At 34.9% G+C, this 24,660-nt stretch carries 18 protein-coding genes, 2 pseudogenes and 1 riboswitch; of the genes and pseudogenes, 12 read left to right on the top strand and 8 right to left on the bottom strand.

Annotated features, from left to right (window positions below):
* Window positions 1-565: 565 nt before the first annotated feature.
* The 6 genes and pseudogenes from HZF24_RS17715 to HZF24_RS17690 all read right to left on the bottom strand — a co-directional run.
* Window positions 566-886 (bottom strand): annotated as a pseudogene (locus HZF24_RS17715) (fumarate hydratase C-terminal domain-containing protein); the annotation flags it as partial.
* Window positions 883-1,038, bottom strand: a pseudogene (locus HZF24_RS17710) (fumarate hydratase); the annotation flags it as partial. The pseudogenes HZF24_RS17710 and HZF24_RS17715, both read right to left, overlap by 4 nt.
* Window positions 1,039-1,210: 172 nt before the next feature.
* Window positions 1,211-2,686, bottom strand: a complete 1,476-nt coding sequence (gene lysS, locus HZF24_RS17705; protein ID WP_179239705.1) for a lysine--tRNA ligase — start codon at window positions 2,684-2,686, stop codon at window positions 1,211-1,213.
* Between the two features lie 34 nt (window positions 2,687-2,720).
* Entirely contained in the window at window positions 2,721-3,191 is a 471-nt protein-coding gene (gene greA / locus HZF24_RS17700; RefSeq protein ID WP_179239704.1) for a transcription elongation factor GreA, read from the bottom strand.
* 188 nt (window positions 3,192-3,379) lie between these two features.
* Complete coding sequence (gene dusB, locus HZF24_RS17695) at window positions 3,380-4,360, bottom strand: tRNA dihydrouridine synthase DusB (protein WP_179239703.1); 981 nt, start codon at window positions 4,358-4,360, stop codon at window positions 3,380-3,382.
* Window positions 4,350-5,144 (bottom strand): biotin--[acetyl-CoA-carboxylase] ligase, encoded by a 795-nt coding sequence (locus HZF24_RS17690; protein ID WP_179239702.1) that lies wholly within the window; start codon window positions 5,142-5,144, stop codon window positions 4,350-4,352. The genes dusB and HZF24_RS17690 overlap by 11 nt, the downstream gene beginning before the upstream one ends.
* 171 nt (window positions 5,145-5,315) lie before the next feature.
* Here HZF24_RS17690 and HZF24_RS17685 point away from each other — a divergent pair, with 171 nt between their 5' ends.
* The 10 genes from HZF24_RS17685 to HZF24_RS17640 all read left to right on the top strand — a co-directional run bounded on the left by HZF24_RS17685 (window position 5,316) and on the right by HZF24_RS17640 (window position 18,213).
* Window positions 5,316-5,684 (top strand): GntR family transcriptional regulator, encoded by a 369-nt coding sequence (locus HZF24_RS17685; protein ID WP_179239701.1) that lies wholly within the window; start codon window positions 5,316-5,318, stop codon window positions 5,682-5,684.
* A 1-nt stretch (window position 5,685) separates the two neighbouring features.
* Window positions 5,686-6,384, top strand: a complete 699-nt coding sequence (locus HZF24_RS17680; protein ID WP_179239700.1) for an ABC transporter ATP-binding protein — start codon at window positions 5,686-5,688, stop codon at window positions 6,382-6,384.
* Window positions 6,377-7,156, top strand: a complete 780-nt coding sequence (locus HZF24_RS17675) for a hypothetical protein (RefSeq protein WP_179239699.1) — start codon at window positions 6,377-6,379, stop codon at window positions 7,154-7,156. The genes HZF24_RS17680 and HZF24_RS17675 overlap by 8 nt, the downstream gene beginning before the upstream one ends.
* A gap of 11 nt (window positions 7,157-7,167) precedes the next feature.
* Window positions 7,168-8,037 carry a DUF4097 family beta strand repeat-containing protein gene (locus tag HZF24_RS17670; protein WP_179239698.1) on the top strand — a complete coding sequence of 290 codons (870 nt, stop codon included), beginning with the start codon at window positions 7,168-7,170 and terminating at the stop codon, window positions 8,035-8,037.
* Between the two features lie 246 nt (window positions 8,038-8,283).
* A complete protein-coding gene (gene glgB / locus HZF24_RS17665) occupies window positions 8,284-10,206 on the top strand; it encodes a 1,4-alpha-glucan branching protein GlgB (RefSeq protein WP_179239697.1) in 1,923 nt (640 codons plus the stop codon).
* A complete protein-coding gene (locus HZF24_RS17660) occupies window positions 10,193-11,350 on the top strand; it encodes a glucose-1-phosphate adenylyltransferase (RefSeq protein ID WP_179239696.1) in 1,158 nt (385 codons plus the stop codon). The genes glgB and HZF24_RS17660 overlap by 14 nt, the downstream gene beginning before the upstream one ends.
* Window position 11,351: 1 nt before the next feature.
* Window positions 11,352-12,470, top strand: a complete 1,119-nt coding sequence (gene glgD, locus HZF24_RS17655; RefSeq protein ID WP_179239695.1) for a glucose-1-phosphate adenylyltransferase subunit GlgD — start codon at window positions 11,352-11,354, stop codon at window positions 12,468-12,470.
* A gap of 11 nt (window positions 12,471-12,481) precedes the next feature.
* Window positions 12,482-13,915 carry a glycogen synthase GlgA gene (glgA, locus tag HZF24_RS17650; protein WP_179239694.1) on the top strand — a complete coding sequence of 478 codons (1,434 nt, stop codon included), beginning with the start codon at window positions 12,482-12,484 and terminating at the stop codon, window positions 13,913-13,915.
* Window positions 13,915-16,338, top strand: coding sequence for a glycogen/starch/alpha-glucan phosphorylase (locus tag HZF24_RS17645; RefSeq protein ID WP_179239693.1), 2,424 nt, complete (start codon window positions 13,915-13,917; stop codon window positions 16,336-16,338). The genes glgA and HZF24_RS17645 overlap by 1 nt, the downstream gene beginning before the upstream one ends.
* Before the next feature lie 21 nt (window positions 16,339-16,359).
* Window positions 16,360-18,213, top strand: coding sequence for a glycoside hydrolase family 13 protein (locus tag HZF24_RS17640; protein ID WP_179239692.1), 1,854 nt, complete (start codon window positions 16,360-16,362; stop codon window positions 18,211-18,213).
* A gap of 71 nt (window positions 18,214-18,284) precedes the next feature.
* Here the strand turns inward: HZF24_RS17640 and malQ are convergent, their stop codons facing one another.
* Together malQ and metK are read right to left on the bottom strand one after the other, a co-directional pair.
* Window positions 18,285-19,739, bottom strand: coding sequence for a 4-alpha-glucanotransferase (gene malQ, locus HZF24_RS17635; protein ID WP_179239691.1), 1,455 nt, complete (start codon window positions 19,737-19,739; stop codon window positions 18,285-18,287).
* Window positions 19,740-19,844: 105 nt separating this feature from the next.
* Window positions 19,845-21,023, bottom strand: coding sequence for a methionine adenosyltransferase (gene metK / locus HZF24_RS17630; protein WP_179239707.1), 1,179 nt, complete (start codon window positions 21,021-21,023; stop codon window positions 19,845-19,847).
* A gap of 92 nt (window positions 21,024-21,115) precedes the next feature.
* Window positions 21,116-21,212, bottom strand: a riboswitch (SAM riboswitch).
* Between the two features lie 240 nt (window positions 21,213-21,452).
* Between metK and HZF24_RS17625 the strand changes: the two genes are divergently transcribed.
* Together HZF24_RS17625 and mscL are read left to right on the top strand one after the other, a co-directional pair.
* A complete protein-coding gene (locus HZF24_RS17625) occupies window positions 21,453-24,050 on the top strand; it encodes a phosphodiester glycosidase family protein (protein WP_179239690.1) in 2,598 nt (865 codons plus the stop codon).
* 83 nt (window positions 24,051-24,133) lie between these two features.
* Window positions 24,134-24,562, top strand: a complete 429-nt coding sequence (gene mscL, locus HZF24_RS17620) for a large-conductance mechanosensitive channel protein MscL (RefSeq protein WP_179239689.1) — start codon at window positions 24,134-24,136, stop codon at window positions 24,560-24,562.
* Window positions 24,563-24,660 lie beyond the last annotated feature (98 nt).

Below are 24,660 nucleotides of genomic sequence, written 5' to 3'. Positions count from 1 at the left end.
TTCGTCCTGAGCCAGGATCAAACTCTCGTTTAATATTTTCCTTAGCCCAAGCTTTCGCTTAGCTTTTTTTACTTTTTTTGTTTTGTTCAATTTTCTTGAACTCAAAGGTTTCTTATGCTGTTTTATTGTCTATGTTCGGGTTTCACCGTCTCTTGAGACAGGAACTTTCATAGTTTAACACACTTGTCGTATGTTGTCAAGATAAATTTTATATTTTTTATATGTATTTTTTACATATTTTTTACCTTGATTCAATTAACTATGTTCGATTTTTTACCGCCGCCTCTTGGGACAGCTTGAACAGATTATCACATCTTTTCGATGTTGTCAACTGCCATTTTTTTCTTTTGTTTCTTTTGTTTCTGATACCTGCTCTTTCGAGTGGAATGTCAGTTTATCACAAGCAATGTACTCTGTCAACTGACAATTTTTTCTTATAATGTCGTACCCCTTTAGGTAGGTACGCAGCTTATGACAGCTTGACTATGTTACCATTTGTTTATTCTTATGTCAACTGCCAATTTTTTCTTTTCACAACAGATCCTTTATGTTATGTAATGTAAGCCTTGATATATTCAACCTTATCAGCAGCATATACAGCATTTCCCGCAGGATAAACCAAATGCAACGCCTTGTTTTCTCTGCATCCCTCTTCTGTATTTTTACCCATTCCACCTTTACCTACAATCAATTTCACTCCTGTTTCTTCTATAAATTCTTTTTCGAATTTCTCCATGCGCATACTGGTTGTAGGTCCTATTGAAATCATTTCATATTTATTATTGCCATGATCCTTTACAATAGTTCCTGTAAGATAGATTATATCTCCTATATTAATATCTTTTAAATCTTCATCTTTTATTGGAGTTGTGAGTATTTTTTTCATAGCTCTGCCCCCTCATGAGTTATAGTTTTATAGTTAAGATCTTTATCAAATGCAATTAAGCCTCTTCTATGCGACCAGCAGCCAACATTTACTGCAACTCCTATAGTGGAAGGATGTCTGGCTGTATTCACCACATTGACACCCATAACAGATTTTAAAATCGTTATCCTTTATAATAAAATATCAGGTCCTCCTCTCTACATTTTAACACCTATTGGTCGTGTTTACAAACCTTGTTCAATGACAGTTCTCTATAGAAATTTCGATTAGTATATATACCAAAAGCTGCAGCAAAATTATAATGCTGCAGCTTTTATTTTTTAATTATTCCAACGGCTTCATAGTAGGGAACAATATAATATCCCTGATTGTAGGTTGGTCGGTTATAAGCATTATAACTCTGTCTACGCCGATTCCAAGACCGCCTGTAGGAGGAAGTCCTACCTCTATGGCATTGATGAAATCAGTATCCATCATGTGAGCTTCGTCGTCTCCGGCTTCTTTTTGTTTCACTTGTTCTTCAAATCTTTCTCTTTGATCTATAGGATCATTTAACTCCGAGAATGCATTGGCAATTTCCCACGTGTTGGCAAATGCCTCAAATCTATCCGTTAATCTCGGATCTTCAGCATTTCTTTTTGCAAGGGGAGAAATTTCAACCGGATGATGAGTAACAAATGTTGGCTGTTCTAAATACTCTTCACAAAATTCTTCAAATAATTCACTTATGACATGGCCTCTTGTCATCAAAGGTTTAATTTCTATGCCCTTTTTCTTAGCTACTTCAATTGCTTCTTCGTCAGTGTTTATAAGATCAAAATCTATTCCTGTATATTCTTTGACCATATCCTGCATTTTTACTCTTCTCCAAGGAGGAGTAAAATCTATAGTCTTACCTTGAAATTCAATTTTTGTAGTTCCTCTTGCTTTTTTGGCTACATAAGCAACTATATTTTCAGTCAGAGTCATCATATCATTGAAATCTGCATATGGCTTGTAAACTTCCATTGCGGTGTATTCAGGGTTATGATTTGCATCCATACCTTCATTTCTGAACATTTTACCCATTTCGTAAACACCATCGCCCAAGCCGCCTACTACTAATCTTTTCAAAAATAATTCATTTGCAATGCGCATATACATGTCTATATCTAATGTATTATGGTGTGTAATAAACGGTCTTGCATTAGCCCCGCCGGCAATAGGACTTAGTATAGGAGTTTCAACCTCCAAGTATCCTTCTCCGTCCAGATATTCCCTGATACCTCTTATAATTTTATTACGCATTAAAAACACGTCTTTTATTTCAGGATTAACTATTAAATCTACATATCTTTGTCTGTATCTTAAATCCACGTCTTTTAATCCATGGAATTTTTCAGGCAATGTCTGTAATGATTTGGATAGAAGCTTTATTTCATTTGCCTTTACAGATATTTCACCCGTCTTAGTTTTGAATACCTCGCCTACTAAACCTATTATATCGCCGATATCATAAGTTTTAAGCCATTTGTATTCTTCTTCACCTATTGCGTCCTGTTTAACGAACATTTGAATTCTTCCCAAATGATCCTGAATGTCATAAAACCCTACCTTACCCTGTCCTCTTTTAGACATTATTCTTCCGGCAATAGATACTATTTTACCTTCCATTTCTTCAAAACTATCTTTTATATATTGAGAATTGGAAGTTACTTCGTATTTAGCTACTTTATACGGATCTCTTCCTGCATTGATTAAATCTTTTAACTTATCTACCCTAACCTGTCTTAAATCACCAGTGTTTTGCTGTTCGCTCAATCACTACACCACCTTATCTTTTGTTATTATATTTTTAAACAGTTAGTATTTCATATTTTATCATATCTCCCACAGGAGATGCAACTTCAATTACATCACCGACTTTTCTGCCTAAAAGTGCTTTACCTAATGGTGATACATTTGAAATTTTACCTTTAAAAGGATCTGCCTCAGCTGAGCCCACTATTGTGTATTCCATAACTTCATCAAATTCCAAGTCTTTTATGGAAACTTTTGAGCCTATACTAACAACTCCTTTTTGTTTGACTGCCTTTATTATTTTTGCATTCTTAATCATTTGCTCTAATTTTGCTATACGAGTTTCCACATTGGCCTGCTCGTTCTTGGCCTCATCATATTCTGCATTTTCGCTTATATCCCCAAAAGCTAAAGCAATCTTAATTTTTTCGGAAATTTCTTTTCTTTTAACAAGCTTTAAAAATTCCACTTCATTTTTTAATTCTTCCAAACCCTCAGCAGTAATCAAAGTCTCATTATTTTTCATATTATTGCTCCTTTTAATAATGTTGCTTGTTACAATTAATGCAATTTTACATATTATATTATGCACAGTACATGATGTTAATCTATTCTATTATAAATTTAATATAATATGATAATTAGATAGTAATTCTTTTTTAATTAATTAAAACATTATAATCAACGATAATAAAAAAGTCAAGAATAATTGTTTTAGCTCCCAATAAATTTCGAATATTCATCTAATATATAATATAAATCGTCTGCTTTTGAAATTTTGTTAATTTTATTTCTTGCTTCTGATGAACCTTTCATACCCTTCATATACCAGGCAGCAAACTTACGCATTTCCAATATTGCAATTTTCTCATCCAATTCTTTTATAAGCATTTCAGCGTGCCTTTTTACTATTTGGATTTTATCAGTCGATGTCGGCACATAAAAATCATAATCATTGTTAAATGCTTTTACTATATTTTTTATAAGCCACGGATTACCTAAAATTCCTCTCCCGACCATTACACCGTCACATCCGGTATCTTTAATCATTTTTACTGCATCCTCGGGTGTAAAAATATCTCCGTTTCCTATGACAGGAACATTAACTTTTTCTTTTACTTCCTTAATTATATTATTGGATGACTTTCCTGTATAAAATTGTTCTCTCGTCCTGCCGTGTACCGCAATTAAATCTACTCCGTTATATTCTAAATTTTGTGCAACCTCCGCTGCATTTATACTTCTGCTATCCCATCCGGCTCTTATTTTAGCGGTAACAGGCTTATTTGAAACCTTTTTTATTTTATTTATTATACTGCCTGCTAATTCGGGAGTTTTCATAAGTGCGCTCCCATCACCGTTCTTTACTATTTTGGGAGTTGGGCATCCCATGTTAACATCGATTATATCGATATCTTTTCTTTCATTGATGTGTTTTTCTACTACATAAGCCATAACGTCCGGATCGCTCCCAAAAATCTGCAACGATACCGGCCTGTTGTTTTCATTTATCTTCATTAATCTATTGGTTTTTATATCATTATAATATAATCCCTTTGCACTGACCATTTCCGTACAAACTAAACCGGCTCCCATTTCCTTGCATATTGTTCTGTATGTTATGTCTGTCACTCCAGCCATCGGTGCCAGAACTACCCTTTCATCTAATTCTATATTTCCTATCTTAAGTTTCATATATTAATATAGTTTCTCCTGGATTTAAAGTTTCTTCGTTGCCTTTTTCATTTACTACTATAAGCTGTCCCTCTTCATCTATTCCTTTAACAAGTACCTTTCGTTTAGTTTTTTTACCTTTTTTCATTACTTCAATTTCCTTATTAATAATAGATGAATTATTTGTGCAAGTTTCTATCGGCTTTTTAATGTTATTTTTAATCAGACAGTTATAATAAACCTCTAAATTATTGAGTAAGCTTCCTACGAACAGTTCCCTATCAATATTAGTCCCGGCTTCTATCTTTAAGGATGTAGATGTATTTTTAATTCCTTCATTTATATCAAAGTCTTCATTGTCCATGTTGGTATTAATTCCAAAAGAGATAATTATCCCACCAGAATTTTTACTCGTAAAATTGCTTATAATAGAAGATACCTTTTTACCATTTATCAGTATATCGTTCGGCCATTTTATTTTACAATCTATGTTATATAATTCAAATATTGTTTTATGTAAGGCTGCACAGCTTATCATATCGATTTTTGATATTAAAAGATTATTTACCAAAGGTTTTAAAATTATACTTAAATAAATATTCTTATCTGGAAAGCAACACCATTCATTGCCCATTCTCATAATGCATTTTGATTGATTTTCAGATAAAACAATTAAGCCTCCGGGACATGTATTGAATATACTTTTTGCCTTTGTGGCAGTTGATGACAAAAAATCGTATTGAACTATAGCTCGTCCTATTATATCAGTGTTCAAACATTCATTAATTTTGTTTAAATCATACATTTTAATCACCTTTTCTTCCGATATATATTACTATATAGATGCATTTTCGTCAAGAAATGGTATGAAAATTATTACAATTATTTAACACAACGCAATCTTGACATTATTTACGCACTAGTGTACTATTTAACTATGATACTAATACACCGATAGCAGAGAAGAAGGTGAAACATGGAATTTAATAACAATATACCGATCTATATACAGGTCATTGAAAAAATTAAGCAGGAAATAGTCACAGGAAAATTAAAGCCAGGGGAAAAAATGCCTTCCTCAAGGGATTATGGCAATAATCTTGGGATAAATTTCAATACTGTGGCAAGGGTTTATAAGGAGATGGAAATGGAAGAATTATTATTTACAAGAAGGGGACTGGGAACATTCGTTACAGAATCCGAGGACAGAATAGGCCAGCTCCGATACGAGATGGCAAAAAAACAAATAGAAAACTTTATATTCAATATGAAGCAAATTGGATATACAAAAAAAGATATGATTAAATTTATCGAAACAGAAAATTATTTGGAAGGTGATGAGTAAATTGGAATTATTAAGAATAGAAAATTTAAATAAAAGATATTATAACAAAACAGCTTTAAGTGATGTAAACTTGTCAATTGAAAAAGGAAAAATATACGGCCTCCTTGGTCCCAACGGCAGCGGTAAAACAACTCTTATGAAGGTTATTGCAGGACTTCACAAGCAAACCTCGGGCAATGTACTGGTAGATGGTGAACCTCTGTCGCATAAATCTAAAGCATTAATTTCTTATATGCCCACAGAAAATTATATATACGGTGACTACAAGGTAAAGCATGTTATCAGATTTTACAAGGACATGTATGAAGATTTCCAGGAGGATACAGCTCTGAAAATACTCAACGGTATAAAGGTTGATACAGAATTCAGAGTATCAAAGTTGTCCTCGGGATTAACCGGGAAACTTAAGGTGGCTTTGGCATTGTCCAGAAATGCTGAGTTTTACATGCTGGATGAGCCCTTGAACGGTGTTGATGTATTGTCAAGAGATGTGATAATGGATTTAATAATGAAGTCCTATAACGAAAATAAAACCATGATCATTTCTACCCACCTGGTAAGTGAGATAGAAAAAATACTTGATTCCGTAATATTTTTAAAGGATGGCGTCATAGAGCTTCAGGGTGATGCGGAGGAATTGAGATTATCTAAAGGTATGTCAGTAGAAGGTCTTTATAAGGAGGTATTCAGAAATGCTTAATTTAATAAAATATGAATTAATAAAAAAATATAAGTTATTTTCCATAGCAATTATTTTCTCTCTGGGACTTAATGTATATCATATGACAAAAGGTGCAGGGGGAAGCATTTTCTTTATAGCATTTTTTCCGATGATTGCTGGGATTTTGTACATTGTTGATGTTATAAGGATGTACAGTGATGATTTAAATAAAAAATCCGGTTACATGCTGTTTATGACTCCCAACAGCGGATATAAAATAATTGTATCCAAGCTTATAACCTCTGTTATTGAGGGATTTGCAATATTGTTAATATATTTTATATTCATTTTGATTAACGGTGTGAACATTGCGATTTCATCAGGTACAGAAATTGTTTACAGCCAGATAATAAGGCTCGTTAACAGCTTGTTATCAGGAAGCTTCGGTATCAATCTGGGACATATATTTGTATTTTTGTTTGCGGTTCTTACGTTTATAATAGCCTTTATTACAACCGTGTACGCTGCAATGACCATAAGAAAAAGTATATTTTCAGAAGTTAAATTCGGTGGATTGCTGAGCTTCATAATATTTATGCTGCTGAATTGGGTGATTTCTTCATTATCGGGAAATTTCTTTGAGGCTATAAGTCCTTATTACGAATCCATAAGCAACACCATGTCGATGGGAAGAATTTCTCCTGCAGATCTGGCCATGGTTATGCTTCCCATGATTGGAGTTTCAATTTTTCAGATTGTTGCACTCACAGGGGTTTCCGGATATCTTTTAGAAAATAAAATTAATTTATAAAGAGGGAATATATGAAAAAAATTATATGCGTATCAGTGGTTTTAATGCTTTTATTAAGCGGATGCTCGTCATTTAGTAAGGTGGACGAGGATAAGGTTAAGGATATTTCTGAAAAAATAACTAAGACAATAATTGATTCGGTAGAAAAAGGAATTGATGCGGCGGAAAAGAATAGTGCAGAAAGAAAAGAATCTCACAAAATAGAAGCATCCGAAACAGGCAAGCTTGAAATTGAAAGCTCTGTTGGAGATATATACTTGACTACACACGATTCGACTGAGGCAACCATTGACATTAAAATTACTGCAAGAGCAGACTCAAAGGAAAAATCACAGGAATTGGTGGATAGCTTCGATTACTCTGTGGAAGAAAAGTGGAACACTATAAAAATTGATACAAAGCTGGATGATGTGAAATTACTGAGCAACAACAACATGCAGACAGAGCTTACAATAAATATACCTAAAAATATTGAAATTGCAGTTATATCATTGAATGTCGGGGAAATAATTATTGATAATACTAACGGACATTTTGAAGTAACCAATAACGTAGGTGATATAAAAATAAGTAACTCTGACGGCTCATTCAATTTAAAATCTGATGTAGGCGAAATTACATTGAATAGCTGCAGGCCGTCAGGCAATACAGAATTAAAAACAAATACCGGCGATATAAAGGCTACATTTTACAATATCTCTGATGCACAAACCATTAAGGCTGAGACAGCTGTAGGTGATATTGAGATGTCCACCCCGGACAACTCAAGCTATGAAGCTAAAATAGATGAGTTTATGAAGGGTGGAATGGTTATGTTTAAAGGTAACAAGGATACAAAAATAGATTTAAAGACCGGTGTGGGAGAAATACAATTCAAATAATAAGCTAAAAAGATGAGATTTCTTGCTTGCGTTCAGAATGACACAATTATCCTGAGCGACAGCGACTGATCTCATCTTTTTTAGTTTTCTCATTTATTTTTACATTATTTTCGTTTCGTTATGCCTAAAAGGTGGTATAATATATATATCATACCATCGCCTCGGCAATGCAAGCGAGCTTGCGCTGCACTCGGCTCAGATATGATATAATGAATATGAAAGAAAATTTAACAAATGGAGCCGAACATGAAAAATAACAATGACTTGCCTATTTACTTATTTCATCAAGGCACAAACTACTATGCATATAAATTTCTCGGAGCACATGTTAATAAGGAAAACAACAGTACTGTTTTCAGAGTTTGGGCATCCGGTGCAAAAGATGTACATGTAGTCGGCAACTTTAACGATTGGCAAAAAAAAGATGACTATAAGATGAAAAAAATATCAGGCAGCAGTATATGGGAATTGTATCTGCCTTTTATTGCATTGGGAGATTTTTATAAATATTTAATTATGGGCAAAGACGGTAACGAGATGTTTAAATCAGATCCGTTTGCATTTTATTCTCAAACTAAGGAAGAGACCGCCTCCATAGTATATGACATAAATACCTACCAATGGAACGACCAAGGCTGGCAAAATTATAAAAACAAATCTAACATATATGAACTTCCCATAAACATTTACGAACTTAACCTATCCTCCTGGAAGCATAAAGACAACGGTGAATTATATACATACAGAGAACTATCCGAAAAATTAATAAATCATGTCAAGGAGCATAATTTTACACACATAGAGCTTATGCCTGTAATGGAACACCCCTTTGACGGCTCCTGGGGTTATCAGGTTTCAGGCTACTATGCTCCTACTAAACGTTATGGTGAGCCGAATGATTTGAAATATCTCATAGATCAATGCCATCAAAACGGAATAGGTGTCATACTTGACTGGGTTCCTGCCCATTTCCCGAAAGATGCACACGGTCTATATATGTTTGACGGAAGCCCAATGTTTGAATATGAAGATGCAAACAAAAGAGAAAACAAAAGCTGGGGTACTCATAAATTTGATTACGGCAAACCGGAGGTACAATCCTTTTTAATATCCAATGCTATATATTGGTTGGAAGAATTTCATGCTGACGGCTTAAGAGTTGATGCGGTAAGCTCCATGCTTTACTTAAGCTACGATAAAAACCCCGGAGAGTGGACTCCGAATAAATATGGGGGAAACGAAAACCTTGAAGCGATAGATTTTATAAAAAAATTAAATGAAGCAGTATTTAAGCTGCATCCCAATACCATGATGATTGCCGAGGAATCAACAGCATGGCCGATGGTTACGAAGCCTGTCTACCTTGGCGGCCTAGGCTTTAATTTTAAATGGAACATGGGTTGGATGAACGATATTCTGGACTACATGGAAACTAATCCGCTTTTCAGAAAATATAAGCATAAAAACATAACGTTTTCATTGCACTATGCTTTCAGTGAAAATTTTATACTTCCCTTATCTCACGATGAGGTTGTTCACGGAAAAAAATCACTGCTTGACAAAATGCCCGAGCCCTATGAAGAAAAATTTGCTAACCTCAGGGTCCTTCTTGGTTTTATGACTGCTCATCCCGGCAAAAAGCTTAATTTTATGGGATATGAAGTAGGACAATTTACAGAGTGGAACCATGAAAAAGAAATAGAATGGTTTATGACAAACTATGAATATCATAAAAAACTAAACATATACATTAAAAGTTTGAACGAATTATATATAAATAATTCAGAATTCTGGGAAATAGATTTTTCATGGGAAGGTTTCAAGTGGATTTCCAACGATGACTTTGAACAAAATATTATTGCATTTAAACGCATGAACAAAAATGGTGACGAATTAATAGCAGTTATTAATTTCTCTCCTATTGAAAGACAAAATTATTTAATCGGTGTTGAAGAAGGAATTTATATTGAGATTTTTAACTCTGATAAATTGGAATTTGGGGGAACAGGGTCCGGCAACAAGAGAATTATAACATCATCTATCGGAAAAATGCACGGATATGATTATAATATATCATTGACTGTACCACCACTTTCCATATTATTTCTTAAGAAGGATAAAAAAAATAATATGAACAAAATGGGAGGTAGAATATATGAAATTAACTAAAAAAGAATGTGTTGTCATGCTGCTTGCCGGCGGTCAAGGAAGCCGTTTAGGCGATCTTACCAAAAAAATAGCGAAACCATCAGTACCATTTGGCGGAAAGTACAGGATTATTGATTTTACATTGTCAAATTGTGTAAACTCGGGACTTGATACGATAGGTGTTTTAACACAATACCAGCCGTTAGTTTTAAATTCTTACATAGGTGACGGTAAAAGCTGGGACTTAGACAGGATGTACGGTGGCATTCAAATACTTCCTCCTTATCAGGGTATGGGTGATTCAGAATGGTATTCGGGAACTGCAAATGCAATATTTCAAAACATGGATTATATAGATCAGTATGCTCCTGAATATGTGTTGGTTTTATCCGGTGATCATATATATAAGATGGATTATTCCCTGATGATAAAATTTCATAAGGAAAAAGATGCAGATTGCACAATTTCCGTTATAGATGTTCCTCTTAAAGAGGCATCAAGATTTGGAATACTTAATGCTGACAGCGAGGGCAAAATTATAGATTTTGAGGAGAAGCCCAAGAAACCAAGAAGCACTAAGGCCTCCATGGGAATATACGTTTTTAATTGGCAGAAGCTCAAAAAATACTTAAGCCTGGATGACAATAACCCCAACTCCTCAAAGGATTTCGGAAAAGATGTAATTCCTCTGATGTTAAGCTCAAATGAGAAATTATACTCTTATGAATTTAAAGGATATTGGAAGGATGTAGGGACTATTGATTCATTATGGGAAGCAAACATGGATTTATTGGGATGCAACGGTTTTGATTTATCAGGTGACTGGGTTATTTATTCAAGGCATACAGAAATGCCTCCTCAATATTTAAGCGAAAACTCTAAAGTAAGAAATTCCATAGTTTCAGAGGGTGCGGTAATTTACGGTACGGTTGAAAATTCAATTATTTTCTCCGGAGTTAAAATCGGCGAAAATGCGGTTATTAGGGACTCTGTAATTATGGCAGATGTTGAAATAAAAGAAAATTCAATTATTAACAACTCTATAATAGACGAGATGGTCGTTATCGGACCAAAATTAAAAATAGGCACACCAAAGGACTTAAATTTGGGAATAACGGTTATACCAAGAGAAAGTATTATAAATAGCATGAAGGAGGAGGAATAATATGAATGCTTTAGGAATTATATTTTCTGATATGCAGGACTGGAGCATGACAGAGCTTGCATCACATCGTTCGGTTGGTGCCATACCGTTTGGCGGCAGATACAGGTTGATAGATTTTCCCCTGTCCAATATGGTTAACTCCGGTATAAATAAATTATGCATTATTACGAGAAGTAATTACAGGTCTCTGATGGAGCATGTCGGCTCCGGAAAGGACTGGGACTTATCAAGGAAAAAAGGCGGAATTCTGATATTTCCTCCCTATGCAGTAGGGGAAAACCACGGATTGTTTCAAGGAAGGTTGGACGCTCTTAAAAGGGTACTTGATTATATTTCTTCTTCAAAGGAAAAATACGTTATTTTGTCTGACTGCGATATTATTTACAATATAAACTACAAGGACGTAATAAAATATCATGAAGAAAAAAATTCAGATATTACAGCCGTCTATATTAACACAAACATAAATAATAACAATTCAACCCATAAAATAATTTATAGCTTTGATGACGATAAAAGGGCATGCGATATTTTAGTATATCCTGTAACCAACGGAGTCCACGATGTGGGATTAAATACATGGGTGATGAACAAGGATTTTCTGGAATCGCTGATTCATGATGCAATAGCGAGAAATTATAAAGATTTCAGCTATGATGTTCTTGCAAGGAAGGTTCATTCCTTAAGAATTTACGGTTACGAATATCAGGGATATTATGCTCACATTGATTCATTGCAGAGCTACTATGAAAATAGTATAGGTTTATTGAAAAATGATAATTTATCAAAGCTTTTTTATTCTAAAATCGGACCTATTTATACTAAAACAAAGGATTCAACCCCTACAAAGTATTGCAATGATTCAAATGTAAAAAATTCATTAATAGCAAGCGGATGTACTATAGAGGGTACAGTAGAAAATAGCATAATCTTCAGAAATGTAAAGATAGGAAAGAATACGGTGGTCAAGAATTCAATTATAATGCAGCATGGAATCATAGGCGAAAATGCTCAGCTTAATTCCATTATAACAGATACATATGCACAGGTAACAAATGACAGAGTTCTGCTTGGTTATTCAAATTGTCCGTTCTTTATTAAAAAAAATTCGATAGTTTAGGGGTGGAAAATATGAAGAAATTAAAAATTTTATATGCGGCTTCAGAAGCCGCTCCCTTTATAACAACAGGCGGTTTGGGAGAAGTAGCAGGCTCGCTTCCTAAAGCATTGAAAGAAAAATACAGGCATAACGTAGATATAAGGATTATAATGCCTCTTTATCAGGAAATAGCGAACAAGCACAATCTTGAATTTATAGGAAAGACAACTGTACCATTGGCATGGAGACAGCTTTATTGCGGAATATTTAAAAAAGAAATAATGGGAATAACATATTATTTTATAGATAATGAGTATTACTTCAAAAGAAGCGAGTGTTACGGTCATTTTGACGATGGCGAAAGATTTGCATATCTTTCTAAGGCAGTTCTGCACATATTGCCTGTAATTAATTTTATGCCTCATATTATTCACTCCAATGACTGGCAGACATCATTAGTGCCTATTTATTTGAAAACTAAGTACAACAGTGATGAATATAAAAATATTAAGACTGTATTTACTATTCATAACATTGAATATCAGGGGGAATATGATTTAAATATAGCCGAAGATGTATTTGACCTCACAGACAATGAAAAATCAATAGTTGAATATAATGGTTCAATTAATTTGTTAAAGGGTGCACTGGAAGCCTCTGACATAATAAGCACCGTAAGCGAAAGCTATGCTAAGGAAATATCCGATGATTTCTATGCTCACGGCTTAGCTTCTATTATCAATAAAAATTCAGCAAAAATCAGAGGAATATTAAACGGAATTGACACAGATTTTTATAATCCTGATACCGACAGCGCATTGTTTGAAAATTATAATTCAGAAAACATATCAGACAAATATGTGAACAAAACAAATCTTCAATCAATGGCAGGATTGCCCCAGGAGAAGGATGTCCCTGTTATTGCTATTATTTCAAGACTGGTCAAACACAAGGGTTTTGATTTAATAATAAATGCAATGGAAGAGCTTTTAAGGGAAAAAGTTCAAATAGTAGTATTGGGTAAGGGCGACAGGAATTATGAGCTGTGCTTTAAATCCCTGCAGGATAAGTATCATGATAAAATAGCTGTTAGAATAGATTTCAATTCCGACTTTGCAAGAAAATTGTATGCAGGTGCTGATATTTTCCTGATGCCATCTGTCAGCGAGCCCTGCGGCATAGCACAAATGATTTCATCAAGATACGGCACAGTTCCGATTGTACGTGAAACAGGAGGACTAAAGGATTCAATAAAAGACGCAAGCTTAGGAGCAGGAAACGGATTTACCTTTTATGAACAAACTCCTGAAAATCTGATAAATGCAGTTAAAAGAGCACTTACAGTGTATAATAATAAAGGTCAATGGGAAAGTTTAGTTAAAACAGTTATGTCGGTTGATTTTAGTTGGGAAAAATCAGCAGAAAAATACTATGACATGTATAATAATTTGTTAGGAGAAACATAATGCGAGAAAAAAACATCGAAGCAAAGCACATAAATGCACTGATAGACGAAGAAATTTCCCGCTATTGGAACATAGAATCCAGAAGCGCAAATTCAATTCAAATTTATAGGGCACTTTCGGTTGTAATAAGAGATATGCTTCTGAAAAAGCATAATCAATTTAAGAATTTTGTAAATAAGAACGAACAAAAGCAAGTTTATTACATATGCATGGAGTTTTTAGTCGGTAAATCTCTCAGAAACAATCTATATAATTTAAAAATTGAAAACGAAACAGAAATTGCCTTAAAAAAATATAATATTAAATTAGAAGATCTTTATGTAATAGAAAAGGATCCGGGGCTTGGAAACGGAGGCTTAGGAAGATTAGCATCCTGCTTTATGGATTCATTAGCCACTCAAGGCTATCCTGCAACCGGATTTTCTATAAAGTACGAATTTGGTCTGTTCAAGCAGAAAATCATAGACGGATGGCAGACCGAATTGCCTGATGACTGGCTAACAACCTCCGACGTATGGCTTGTTGCAAAGACAGAGGAAAGAGTCGTAGTTAAATTTGACGGTAAAATCAGAGAAGAATGGACGACCAGCGGCTTAGTTATACATCATGATTATCCAACAGAAATTGAAGCTGTACCATACGATATGTTCATATCCGGCTATGACGGAGACGGAGTCAGCCTATTGAGATTATGGGAGTCAAAGAGCTTGAATTCTATCGATATGAACTTGTTTTCTCAAGGTGATTATATAAGAGCTCTGTCTGAGGACTCCATGGCCGAAGCAATATCAAAGGTATTATATCCGGCAGATAACCATTACGAAGGTAAAATACTGAGGTTGAAACAGCAATATTTCTTAGTTTCGGCTTCTGCACAGACAATTGTAAAAAAGCATTACAAAAAATATAAAACCTTGGATAATTTAAGTGATAAGGCTGCAATTCACATAAATGACACGCACCCTGCATTAATTATTCCTGAGCTTATGCGTATTTTAATGGACGACTACGGATATTCGTGGGAAAAAGCATGGTATATTGTTGTCAATACCGTATCATACACAAACCATACAGTGTTGTCCGAAGCGTTGGAAACCTTCGACATAGACATAGTAAAAACAAAGCTGCCAAGAATTTTTATGATTATAAGCGAAATAAACAGAAGATTTTTGCAGGAAGCAGGCTCTAAATATAACGACTTTAACAAGGCTGAGCAAATGTCTGTTTTCGGATATGACAAGATAAATATGGCCAACCTATGTATAATAGGAAGCCATACAGTCAACGGAGTCGCAAAGCTTCATTCCGAAATATTAAGAAGAACTGTTTTTAAAAAGTTTTACGAATACAGCCCGTACAAGTTCATGAACGTCACTAACGGCATAACGCACAGAAGGTGGCTAAACCAATCCAACCCCAGGTTGAAAAATCTTTTGGATGATTTGATAGGTGCCGATTATACAAAGCATCCGTCGAAGCTGTCAGAATTAAAAAAATATATAGACGATGACGTGGTCCTGCATAAATTAGATGAAATCAAGTATGAAAATAAAAAGCTGTTAGCGGAATTTATTTATAATACTTATCAAATATCCGTAAATACTGATTCAATATTTGACATACAGGCAAAAAGACTCCATGAATATAAAAGACAGCTTTTGAACGCGCTGAGAATAATAAGCCTGATAATCGATATAAACGAAGGAAATACAACTCATATTAAGCCGGAAACATTTATATTCGCAGCTAAAGCAGCACCCGGATACTACAGGGCAAAGGAAATCATCCAGATGATTGTTGCATTAAGCGATTATATAAACAAAAATCCAAATATAAAAAAATATATAAATGTGGTCTTTGTTGAAAATTATTCAGTATCCTTGGCTGAAATAATAATGCCTGCCGGAGAGCTGAGTGAACAAATTTCATTGGCAGGTAAGGAAGCCAGCGGAACCGGAAACATGAAATTCATGCTTAACGGAGCCGTAACTATCGGAACCTATGACGGTGCCAATGTTGAAATTATTAATCAGGTCGGAGAAGAAAACTTCTTCTTATTCGGATTGAGAGATTACGAGGTGGAAAGCTTGTGGAAAACAGGTTATTCCTCCATACATTATTATCAGAAAAGCTTAAAGTTAAGAAAAATTATAGATTTTTTAAACAAGGGGATTCCTTCAAAATCTTTCGAATCCATAAGCAAATACCTGTTAGGCGATTCTCAGGTCGGCGACCCATACATGTGTTTTGCTGACTTTGACAGTTACTTGGATGCTCATAATAAGGCATCTTCAGTTTACTTTGATGACAAAAGAAAGTGGAATCAAATGTCTTTAGTGAATATTGCATCTGCAGGAATTTTTTCCTCAGACAGGACTATAAAGGAATATGCAGATAGCATATGGAATATTAAATCAATATAGAGACTTACTTCAGGGGGTAAAATGTACATTTTTGATAATCAATCAGAAGCCTTCAGATACCCCCAAGGGGGAATCAGAGCAAATACTGAAATAAATATTAAAATTCATATTAAGAAAGGTTTTTCTCATAATCCAAAAATTCTTATAGAAAAAAGAAATAACTACGACAAACTTTTCTATAAGGAAGTACCCTTAAACTGGATCGGAACGGAAAATTCCTATGATATATATGAATCCTTTGACCCAGAGGGGACGGTTCTTCCCGGGTCAACAGACCCGGGAAGAACCGTCCCCTCTGGGTCATTTACAATAAAGGAATATGGTCATTATTTTTATTCCTTTGTTTTTAATGAAAATAATTCTTCGCACCTTTATGAGTTGCTTGTTCATGCCGAGGATTATGAAACACCTGAATGGATAAAGGGCGGAATAATATATCATATATTTGTTGATAGATTTTACAAAGAAAATCTGTTAAACAAAAATACCAAAAGAAAAGTTGTTATAAGAAATGACTGGGGCGGTATACCGAATTATACACCTGATGAAAACGGCAAAATCAATAACAATGATTTTTTCGGCGGTAATATAGAAGGAATAATTAAAAAATTACCCCATCTTAATGAACTTGGGGTTACAGTTATTTATTTGTCACCTATTTTTGAGGCATATTCTAACCATAAATATGATGTTGGTGATTATTTAAAAATTGACCCTATGTTTGGTGATGAAGCAACTCTCTCACGATTATGCAAGGAAGCCGGAAAATATGGTATGAGTGTGATTTTAGACGGAGTGTTCAGCCATACAGGTGATGACAGCATTTATTTTAATAAATATAACAGCTATAATTCCAAAGGAGCATATCAAAGCAAGCTGTCACCTTATCATGATTGGTATACCTTCAATGAATGGAAGGATGATTACGTAAGCTGGTGGGGAATAAATACATTGCCTGAGGTTAAAGAAGAAAACGAAAGCTATATTGATTTTATAACAGGTGAAGGTGGGGTTATAGAGCACTGGCAAAATGCAGGAATTAGGGGCTGGCGTCTGGATGTTGCAGATGAGCTTCCCGATAATTTCCTGAATATTCTAAGAAGTTCTGTTAAATCTCACAATCCTGATGCCTTCATAGTCGGAGAGGTCTGGGAAGATGCAACCAATAAATTTTCGTACGGCAATTTAAAGGAATATTTCTGCGGAAAGCAGCTCGATTCTGTAACAAATTATCCTTTAAAGGAGGCTATAATACATTATGTAAAAAACAAGGATTGCCGTACATTATATGAAACTATGAATCTCATAGTTGAAAAATATCCTTCACAAGCGGTAAACAGTCTCATGAACATAATAGGTACACATGATACGGCAAGAATTCTTACTGTTTTAGGCAATGAATCAAGACCTGAAAGCAAGAACGAAAGAGCCGTATATAAATTAAATAAAGACGAATTAAAAGCGGGAATTAAATTGTTAAAAATCGCAAGCCTGCTGCAATTTACACTTCCCGGCATACCCTGTATTTATTATGGAGATGAAGCAGGCCTTGAGGGTTTCGAAGACCCCTTTAACAGATTATGCTATCCCTGGGGAAATGAAAACTTAGAAATTTTAAACCATTATAAATTTCTGTCGTCCTTAAGAAAAAACAATGTCTTTAAAAAAGGAAAATATAAATGCATTGTACACGACAAAGAAGTATTTGTCTTTGAACGATATAGCGGAAAAAACAGGATTATAATTGCAGTCAATCTTTCTGATGAAACAATAACCTTAAAATTTAAAGAAAACATGAAGAAATATAATACTGATATAATTAGTGATGTATATAATTTAAATCCATATAAATACCTAATTATATTATCTATTTAGGCTGCTGACAAAGTATATTTTATATTTTGTCAGTGAGCGTATACGAAGGAAGCTTTTTCTGAAAAATAGGGTTAGATTTTTATCTTTTTAGAAAGCTGTTTGGTAAGTTGGCTTTCTTTCACTCTCCATGTCCAATTTCCGCCAACAGTTGACGGAGTATTAATCCTTGCCTCCGAATCCAAGTGAAGATAATCCTGAAGGGGTATGATAACAATATCAGCTTTGCTGTTTATAACACTTTGAATTAATTTATCTGTTATTTCGCCTTCATATTTTGCGGCTATATTCAATTGCTTTAAAATATCTTGTTGTTTTTGTTTGCCTAATTTATTGTACCATCCTTTCAATGTATCATTATCGTGAGTACCCGTATACGCAACTGTATTTTTTGCGTAATTCAAAGGCAGATGCGGATTATCTGGATTACCATCGAATGCAAATTGCAAAACTCCCATTCCCGGGAAATTAAATTCTTCTTTCAATTTAATTACATTGTCCGTAATAGTTCCTAAATCCTCCGCAATAATATTTAAGTTGCCTACATCCTTGAGCGCTTCGGTAAAAAGCTCCTTTCCATATGCGGAAAGCCATTTACCTTTTATTGCATTTTCAGAGCCGCAAGGCACTGCCCAATATTCATCAAAACCGCGAAAATGGTCAATCCTTACAACATCATACAATTTTAACGACCATTTTATTCTGTCTATCCACCATTTGTATGAATTTTCTTTAAGATATCCCCAATCGTACACGGGGTTTCCCCAAAGCTGACCCTCTGAAGAAAAATAATCGGGAGGGACTCCTGCTACTATTGTAAAGTTCCCAGCTTCATCTGTAACAAACAAATCTCTGTTAACCCAGGCATCGACGCTATCTTTTGCAACATAAATAGGCATATCACCTATAATGGAAATTCCTTTTAAATTTGCATACACTTTTAATTTAAAATACTGCTCATAAAATAAATATTGAAGGAATACCCAAAAATTAATTTCCTGAGATAAACTTTTTTCTTCTGCTTTGATTATTTCTACATCCCTGTTTTTAATATGCTCATCCCATTTATTCCATGGTTGCTGATTGTTTTTGTATTTTAGTGCCATAAACAAGGAATAATCATTTACCCAATTATTTTCAGCTTTAAACCTTGCTATCTCTTCGTAATATTTATTTATTGAACTTTTATACGCCTTAAAAAGCACCTTATATCTATGATTGAACTGTTTTTCATAATCCACATAATTTCCGTCTGAGTTTAACAATTCACAGTCATCACCGTTTATTACTCCGTCTTCAATTAGCATTTCCAAATCTATATAGTATGGATTTCCCGCATACACTGAAAAGGTCGAGTATGGTGAATCACCAAAAGAAACAGGTCCCAAGGGCAGAACCTGCCAATATTTTTGTCCGGATGAAATCAAAAAATCTATAAAATTATACGCCGCTTTACCAAAAGTACCTATACCGTATTTAGACGGAAGTGAACTTACAGGAAGCAATATACCCAAACTTCTGTTAACCATAGAGTCTCCTTAATTCTTTGATCTTTCGCTTCTGCTTAGGAAAAACAGATGCTAAAAATAGAGTAAATATTCCTATTTACTCTATTTTATGTTCTAATCATCGGTTTATAAATACTTTTTTAATGCATTAACTTTATCTGTCTGTTCCCAAGGAAGATTTAAATCGTCTCTTCCAAAGTGTCCGTAAGCGGCAAGCTGCTTGTAAATAGGTCTTCTTAAATCGAAGCTTTCTATTATGGAGGACGGTCTTAAATCAAAATTTTCAATTATTGCCTGCTCTATTTTTTCATTGTCAATTTTATTTGTACCAAAGGTCTCAACCATGATTGAAACCGGTTTAGCAACTCCTATTGCATAAGCAAGCTCAACCTCACATTTGTCGGATAAACCGGCAGCAACAACATTTTTGGCAATGTGTCTTGCAGCATATGCAGCAGAACGGTCAACCTTTGTGGGATCTTTTCCGGAAAAAGCACCGCCGCCGTGTCTTGCATATCCGCCATAAGTGTCTACTATAATCTTTCTCCCCGTTAAACCGGAATCTCCCTGGGGACCTCCGATGACGAATCTGCCTGTTGGGTTAACAAAATACTTTGTATCTTTATCCAGCAGTTCTGCCGGAACTGTTGTTTTAACAACGTATTCTACTAAGTCCTTTTCAATTGTCTTTCTGTCAACCTCAGGATTGTGCTGTGTAGAAATTACTATTGTATCGATTCTGACAGGCTTGTTGTCATGGTATTCAACCGTAACCTGAGTTTTACCGTCGGGTCTTAAATAATTTACGGTTTTATTTTTTCTTACTTCCGTTAATTTGAGCGCTAATTTATGCGCCAATGATATTGGCATAGGCATCAGTTCAGGTGTTTCATTGCATGCAAATCCAAACATCATGCCCTGGTCTCCCGCACCAATCATATCCTTCGCATCAAGATTGTCTTTTTTGTATTCATCCGCTTCATTGACACCCATTGCAATATCCTGTGACTGCTCTTCAATTGAAGTAAACACAGCACATGTTTTAAAATCAAAACCATAGTCTGCATTGTCATAACCGATATCTTTTACAGTATTTCTTACAATTTTAGGTATATCAATATAGCAGCTTGTGCTTATTTCTCCCGCTACAAGCACAAAACCTGTCTTAGTAACAGTTTCACAAGCAACTCTTCCGTTTGGATCCTGCTCTAATATAGCATCCAAAATACCATCTGAAATCTGATCACACATTTTGTCAGGATGACCTTCAGTAACCGATTCAGATGTAAATAACCATTTCTTCATATCTTTTCCTTTCTTTATCATAAACTTTATTTTAAGCTAGTTACAAAAATAAATAAACCTCTTCCGCAGAAGAGGGTACATTTTTATGTATTGCCTCATCTACCGGAATTATCCGCGGGAATTGGCACCTTGATTTAACAGGCTGCCGGGTTTCATTGGGCCTCGTCCCTCCACCACTCTTGATAAGGAGTTTATTTTTTCATCATAATAGCACATACATTTTTTATTGTCAATAATTATTATTTTATTAACAATAATTAACATACCCGATTTTGGAACAAAGACATTTTAATTTTCGTCTATATTAAAGTTATAATCCATTTATAGTATAATTTTCTATTATGAATTAAACAGTATTGTAATGTTTTGTTGTTAGGTATATGTTATAATAAGTTTAGATTAAATTTATGATTGAAAGGAATGATATATTTGAGTATTAAAAAAATCACGGCATTTTCTGTGGGTCTTGCATTAATGTTTAATGTTACCGCATATGGCAGCTCTCTTTACAATGTTTATGATCTTACGAGACAAACAAGACTGTCAACAGGGGTTACCCATGAGAGTATTGAAAGATATACTTCAATCGGATGGATGAATATTAATGTTGTCAGAGCCGATTTAACAGATAGATATACGAATGTTGAACCCATCAACAGTGAGAACGGAGTTTCTAACCGTGCACCGCTGAGTGCAATGATTAAATCTTCAGGTGCTATAGCAGGAGTAAATGGAGACTTTTTCTACATGGGAGATCCCACATATACATACGGGGCACTTATTAAGGACGGAAACTTAATAACTTCACCTCTTCCGTACAGCTATGGTTATCCCACTGTTTCAAAGCTTCTGAACGGCGGCCTCAATATTTCTGTGTGGAATCCCAGAATTACATTGTATGCGGCAGATTCAACAGCATTTGATATAACAGTGTTTAATAAAACTTCTTCATTGGAATGGGGAGCGACAATATTGACATCAGATTGGAACAGAACTTCTCCTGGATTTCAAAACAAAGACATAGTTGAGGTTATTGTAGAAAACAATGTGGTTACAGAAGTAAGAAGAAATCAACCATCCGCAGTAATTCCAAGTGACGGATACATTATAGCCAGCAGCAACGCAACAATTATGGAGCAGTTACAGCAATCATTCATGCCAGGGCAACCTGTGTCACTCAACATAGAGTTGGATTTTAACCCTGATCAGGTTGACTGGGCCTATGGTGCTTTGAATTACTTGGTTAAGGACGGTCAATTAGGTGATGTGAGTGATGAGGTTTTAGGTGCTCACCCTAGAACCGCAATCGGTTTTAACATAGACAATACCGAAATGATAATGGTTACTGTTGACGGAAGAAATAAAGAATACACGGGTGTGAAGCAAACTGAGCTTGCAGAAATTATGATAGGTCTCGGCGCTCATAATGCAGTAAACATGGACGGAGGAGGCTCCACCACCATGGGCATTGATTTTCTGAAAAATTCCAATGTAACGGTTGTCAATATTCCTTCAGACGGCAGAGAAAGAAGAATTGCATCAGGTGTGGGTGTATTTAATACATCTCCGGAAAGCGACAGAGTAGATAAAATTGAAATATTACCTGAGCATGAATCCATATTTAACAATACGGAAACAAACCTGAGCCTTAAGTTCTACAACGAATATTTTACACCCTTGGAGGTTAGTCCCTCCGATATAAGATATACCGTATCTCCTGAGGGTGCGGGAAAAGTTGTTAACAACGTGTTTTTCCCGGAAAAATCCGGTAAAGCAGTTATTACCGCATCAACTGACGGTGCTGTGGGAGAAGTGAGTATAAATGTGCTGGATAAGCCTGTCGCACTTAAATTTAATGACGAAATGCTGGTTATGGGCTTCGGTGAAAAGCATGAAATAGGAAGCGTACTGGGTGTGGACAAGGATGGAAATTCCGCATATATACCTTCAAAATATCTCTCTTACTCATACAGGAACAGAGTGGGAAATGTTGAAGACGGAATATTCACATCGGGAGATGTGAGTAACATAGGTGCAATAACTGCTTCATTTGATGGTGCAGTTAAGCACATAATTGTAAAGGTTGGGTACAGATATAAAACACTAAACCGTTTTGAGGATTTAAAGGATCTTAATTTAGATCTGTATCCTGAGGGATCAAAAGGAAACATATCTATAACAAATGATGTTGTAAAAGAAGGCTCAAGTGCAATTAAGCTGGATTATGATTTTACAGATATGACGGACCAAAGCATTGCATTTATAGAATTTGGAAAAGACCAGGAAGGCATTAGACTCGAGGATAAACCGAAAGCAGTAGGCATGTGGGTTTACGGGGACAGTAAAAATCATTGGCTGAGAACAAGAATCACCGATGCTTATGGCAACCAGATTAAGCTTACATTTGCTGATGAAGTTGACTGGACAGGGTGGAAATGGGTTGAGGCACACATTCCGGACGGAACAGCCTATCCCGTTACATTGAAAAACATATATCTTGCTGAAATAAACGAAACAAGAAAGGATACGGGGACCATTTACATTGACAACTTAAGGATAATGTATGAACCTAATGACAAGGAGCTGGGACTTCGTGAGGAATCTGTATTTGTTGATTCAATGAAGTCAGGTAAAATTTCCGATTTTACGGAAAAACTTATAATTAAAGACGGTAAAATCGAAATGCAAAAGGATAAAGGAAACATAATTGCTATCGAAGGCATAATTACCAACGGAACTATGAGCGCAAGCAATACAACAATGTGGAACAATATAAAGAATCTTGCAAACTACAAGGATAAAATATTGGTTCTGTCATTGAACAACAGTATGGACAGCATCAACGACGAAAGAGAAATAAAAATACTCAAGGAAATTTTAGAAAAGGCATCAGCTGACAATCAAGTATTTGTAGTTTATGAGGACAGTCAGGAAAATACATTCATCGAAAAGGACATAAGATATATTGCCTACGATGACACCATGGAAATAGCCGATACTGATTCGGGTATAAAATACAAAAATTAATATTTCTCTGCTAATTAATTGTTAAATAGCTTTATTTTGGGTATAAATGTTAATATGATAATTTTATACTTTCGGAGGAAGCTATGTGGAAAGAATTTAAAGAGTTTGCATTCAAGGGGAATGTTTTAGATTTGGCAATGGGCGTTATAATGGGTGGCGCCTTCGGGAAAATCGTAACATCGGTAGTTAATGATTTAATAATGCCTTTACTTGGATTTTTCATGGCAGGCATGGATTTTAAATCGTTGAAATATGTGATGAGTCCTGCAGTAATGGAGGGTGAAACTATAATTAAGCCTGAAGCAGCAATAATGTACGGTAATTTTATACAAAATGTGGTTGATTTTTTAATTGTTGCAATATCAATCTTCATTTTTATAAAATTGATAAATAAATCAAAAGATAAATTTATAAAACAGCAAGAAGCTGTACCGGCTCCCGAAGAGCCAAAAGGGCCTACTCAGGAAGAACTGCTCGCAGAAATCAGAGACTTGCTGAAAGATAACCAATAATTAAATCAGCCGCTTAAAAGCGGCTCAGACTGCTGACAAAGTCAGCAGCAAGTAACAAAAATTACGAAAACTTAACAGAGAAACAGTTGGAAAACCAA

The sequence above is a fragment of the Sedimentibacter hydroxybenzoicus DSM 7310 genome (assembly GCF_013403245.1).
Classification (GTDB): domain Bacteria; phylum Bacillota; class Clostridia; order Tissierellales; family Sedimentibacteraceae; genus Sedimentibacter; species Sedimentibacter hydroxybenzoicus.
The sequence above is the reverse complement of the archived record's forward strand: the minus strand, read 5'-3'. Positions and strand labels throughout refer to the sequence as shown.

Excerpts from the sequence above, each read along its gene's own strand:
- mscL (WP_179239689.1), top strand. The coding sequence starts at position 24,134 with ATGTGGAAAGAATTTAAAGAGTTTGCATTCAAGGGGAATGTTTTAGAT.
- HZF24_RS17690 (WP_179239702.1), bottom strand. The coding sequence starts at position 5,144 with ATGTATGATTTAAACAAAATTAATGAATGTTTGAACACTGATATAATA.
- HZF24_RS17645 (WP_179239693.1), top strand. The coding sequence starts at position 13,915 with ATGCGAGAAAAAAACATCGAAGCAAAGCACATAAATGCACTGATAGAC.
- HZF24_RS17670 (WP_179239698.1), top strand. The coding sequence starts at position 7,168 with ATGAAAAAAATTATATGCGTATCAGTGGTTTTAATGCTTTTATTAAGC.
- malQ (WP_179239691.1), bottom strand. The coding sequence starts at position 19,739 with ATGGTTAACAGAAGTTTGGGTATATTGCTTCCTGTAAGTTCACTTCCG.
- HZF24_RS17640 (WP_179239692.1), top strand. The coding sequence starts at position 16,360 with ATGTACATTTTTGATAATCAATCAGAAGCCTTCAGATACCCCCAAGGG.
- glgD (WP_179239695.1), top strand. The coding sequence starts at position 11,352 with ATGAATGCTTTAGGAATTATATTTTCTGATATGCAGGACTGGAGCATG.
- dusB (WP_179239703.1), bottom strand. The coding sequence starts at position 4,360 with ATGAAACTTAAGATAGGAAATATAGAATTAGATGAAAGGGTAGTTCTG.
- HZF24_RS17660 (WP_179239696.1), top strand. The coding sequence starts at position 10,193 with ATGAAATTAACTAAAAAAGAATGTGTTGTCATGCTGCTTGCCGGCGGT.
- glgB (WP_179239697.1), top strand. The coding sequence starts at position 8,284 with ATGAAAAATAACAATGACTTGCCTATTTACTTATTTCATCAAGGCACA.
- glgA (WP_179239694.1), top strand. The coding sequence starts at position 12,482 with ATGAAGAAATTAAAAATTTTATATGCGGCTTCAGAAGCCGCTCCCTTT.
- HZF24_RS17685 (WP_179239701.1), top strand. The coding sequence starts at position 5,316 with ATGGAATTTAATAACAATATACCGATCTATATACAGGTCATTGAAAAA.
- greA (WP_179239704.1), bottom strand. The coding sequence starts at position 3,191 with ATGAAAAATAATGAGACTTTGATTACTGCTGAGGGTTTGGAAGAATTA.
- HZF24_RS17675 (WP_179239699.1), top strand. The coding sequence starts at position 6,377 with ATGCTTAATTTAATAAAATATGAATTAATAAAAAAATATAAGTTATTT.
- metK (WP_179239707.1), bottom strand. The coding sequence starts at position 21,023 with ATGAAGAAATGGTTATTTACATCTGAATCGGTTACTGAAGGTCATCCT.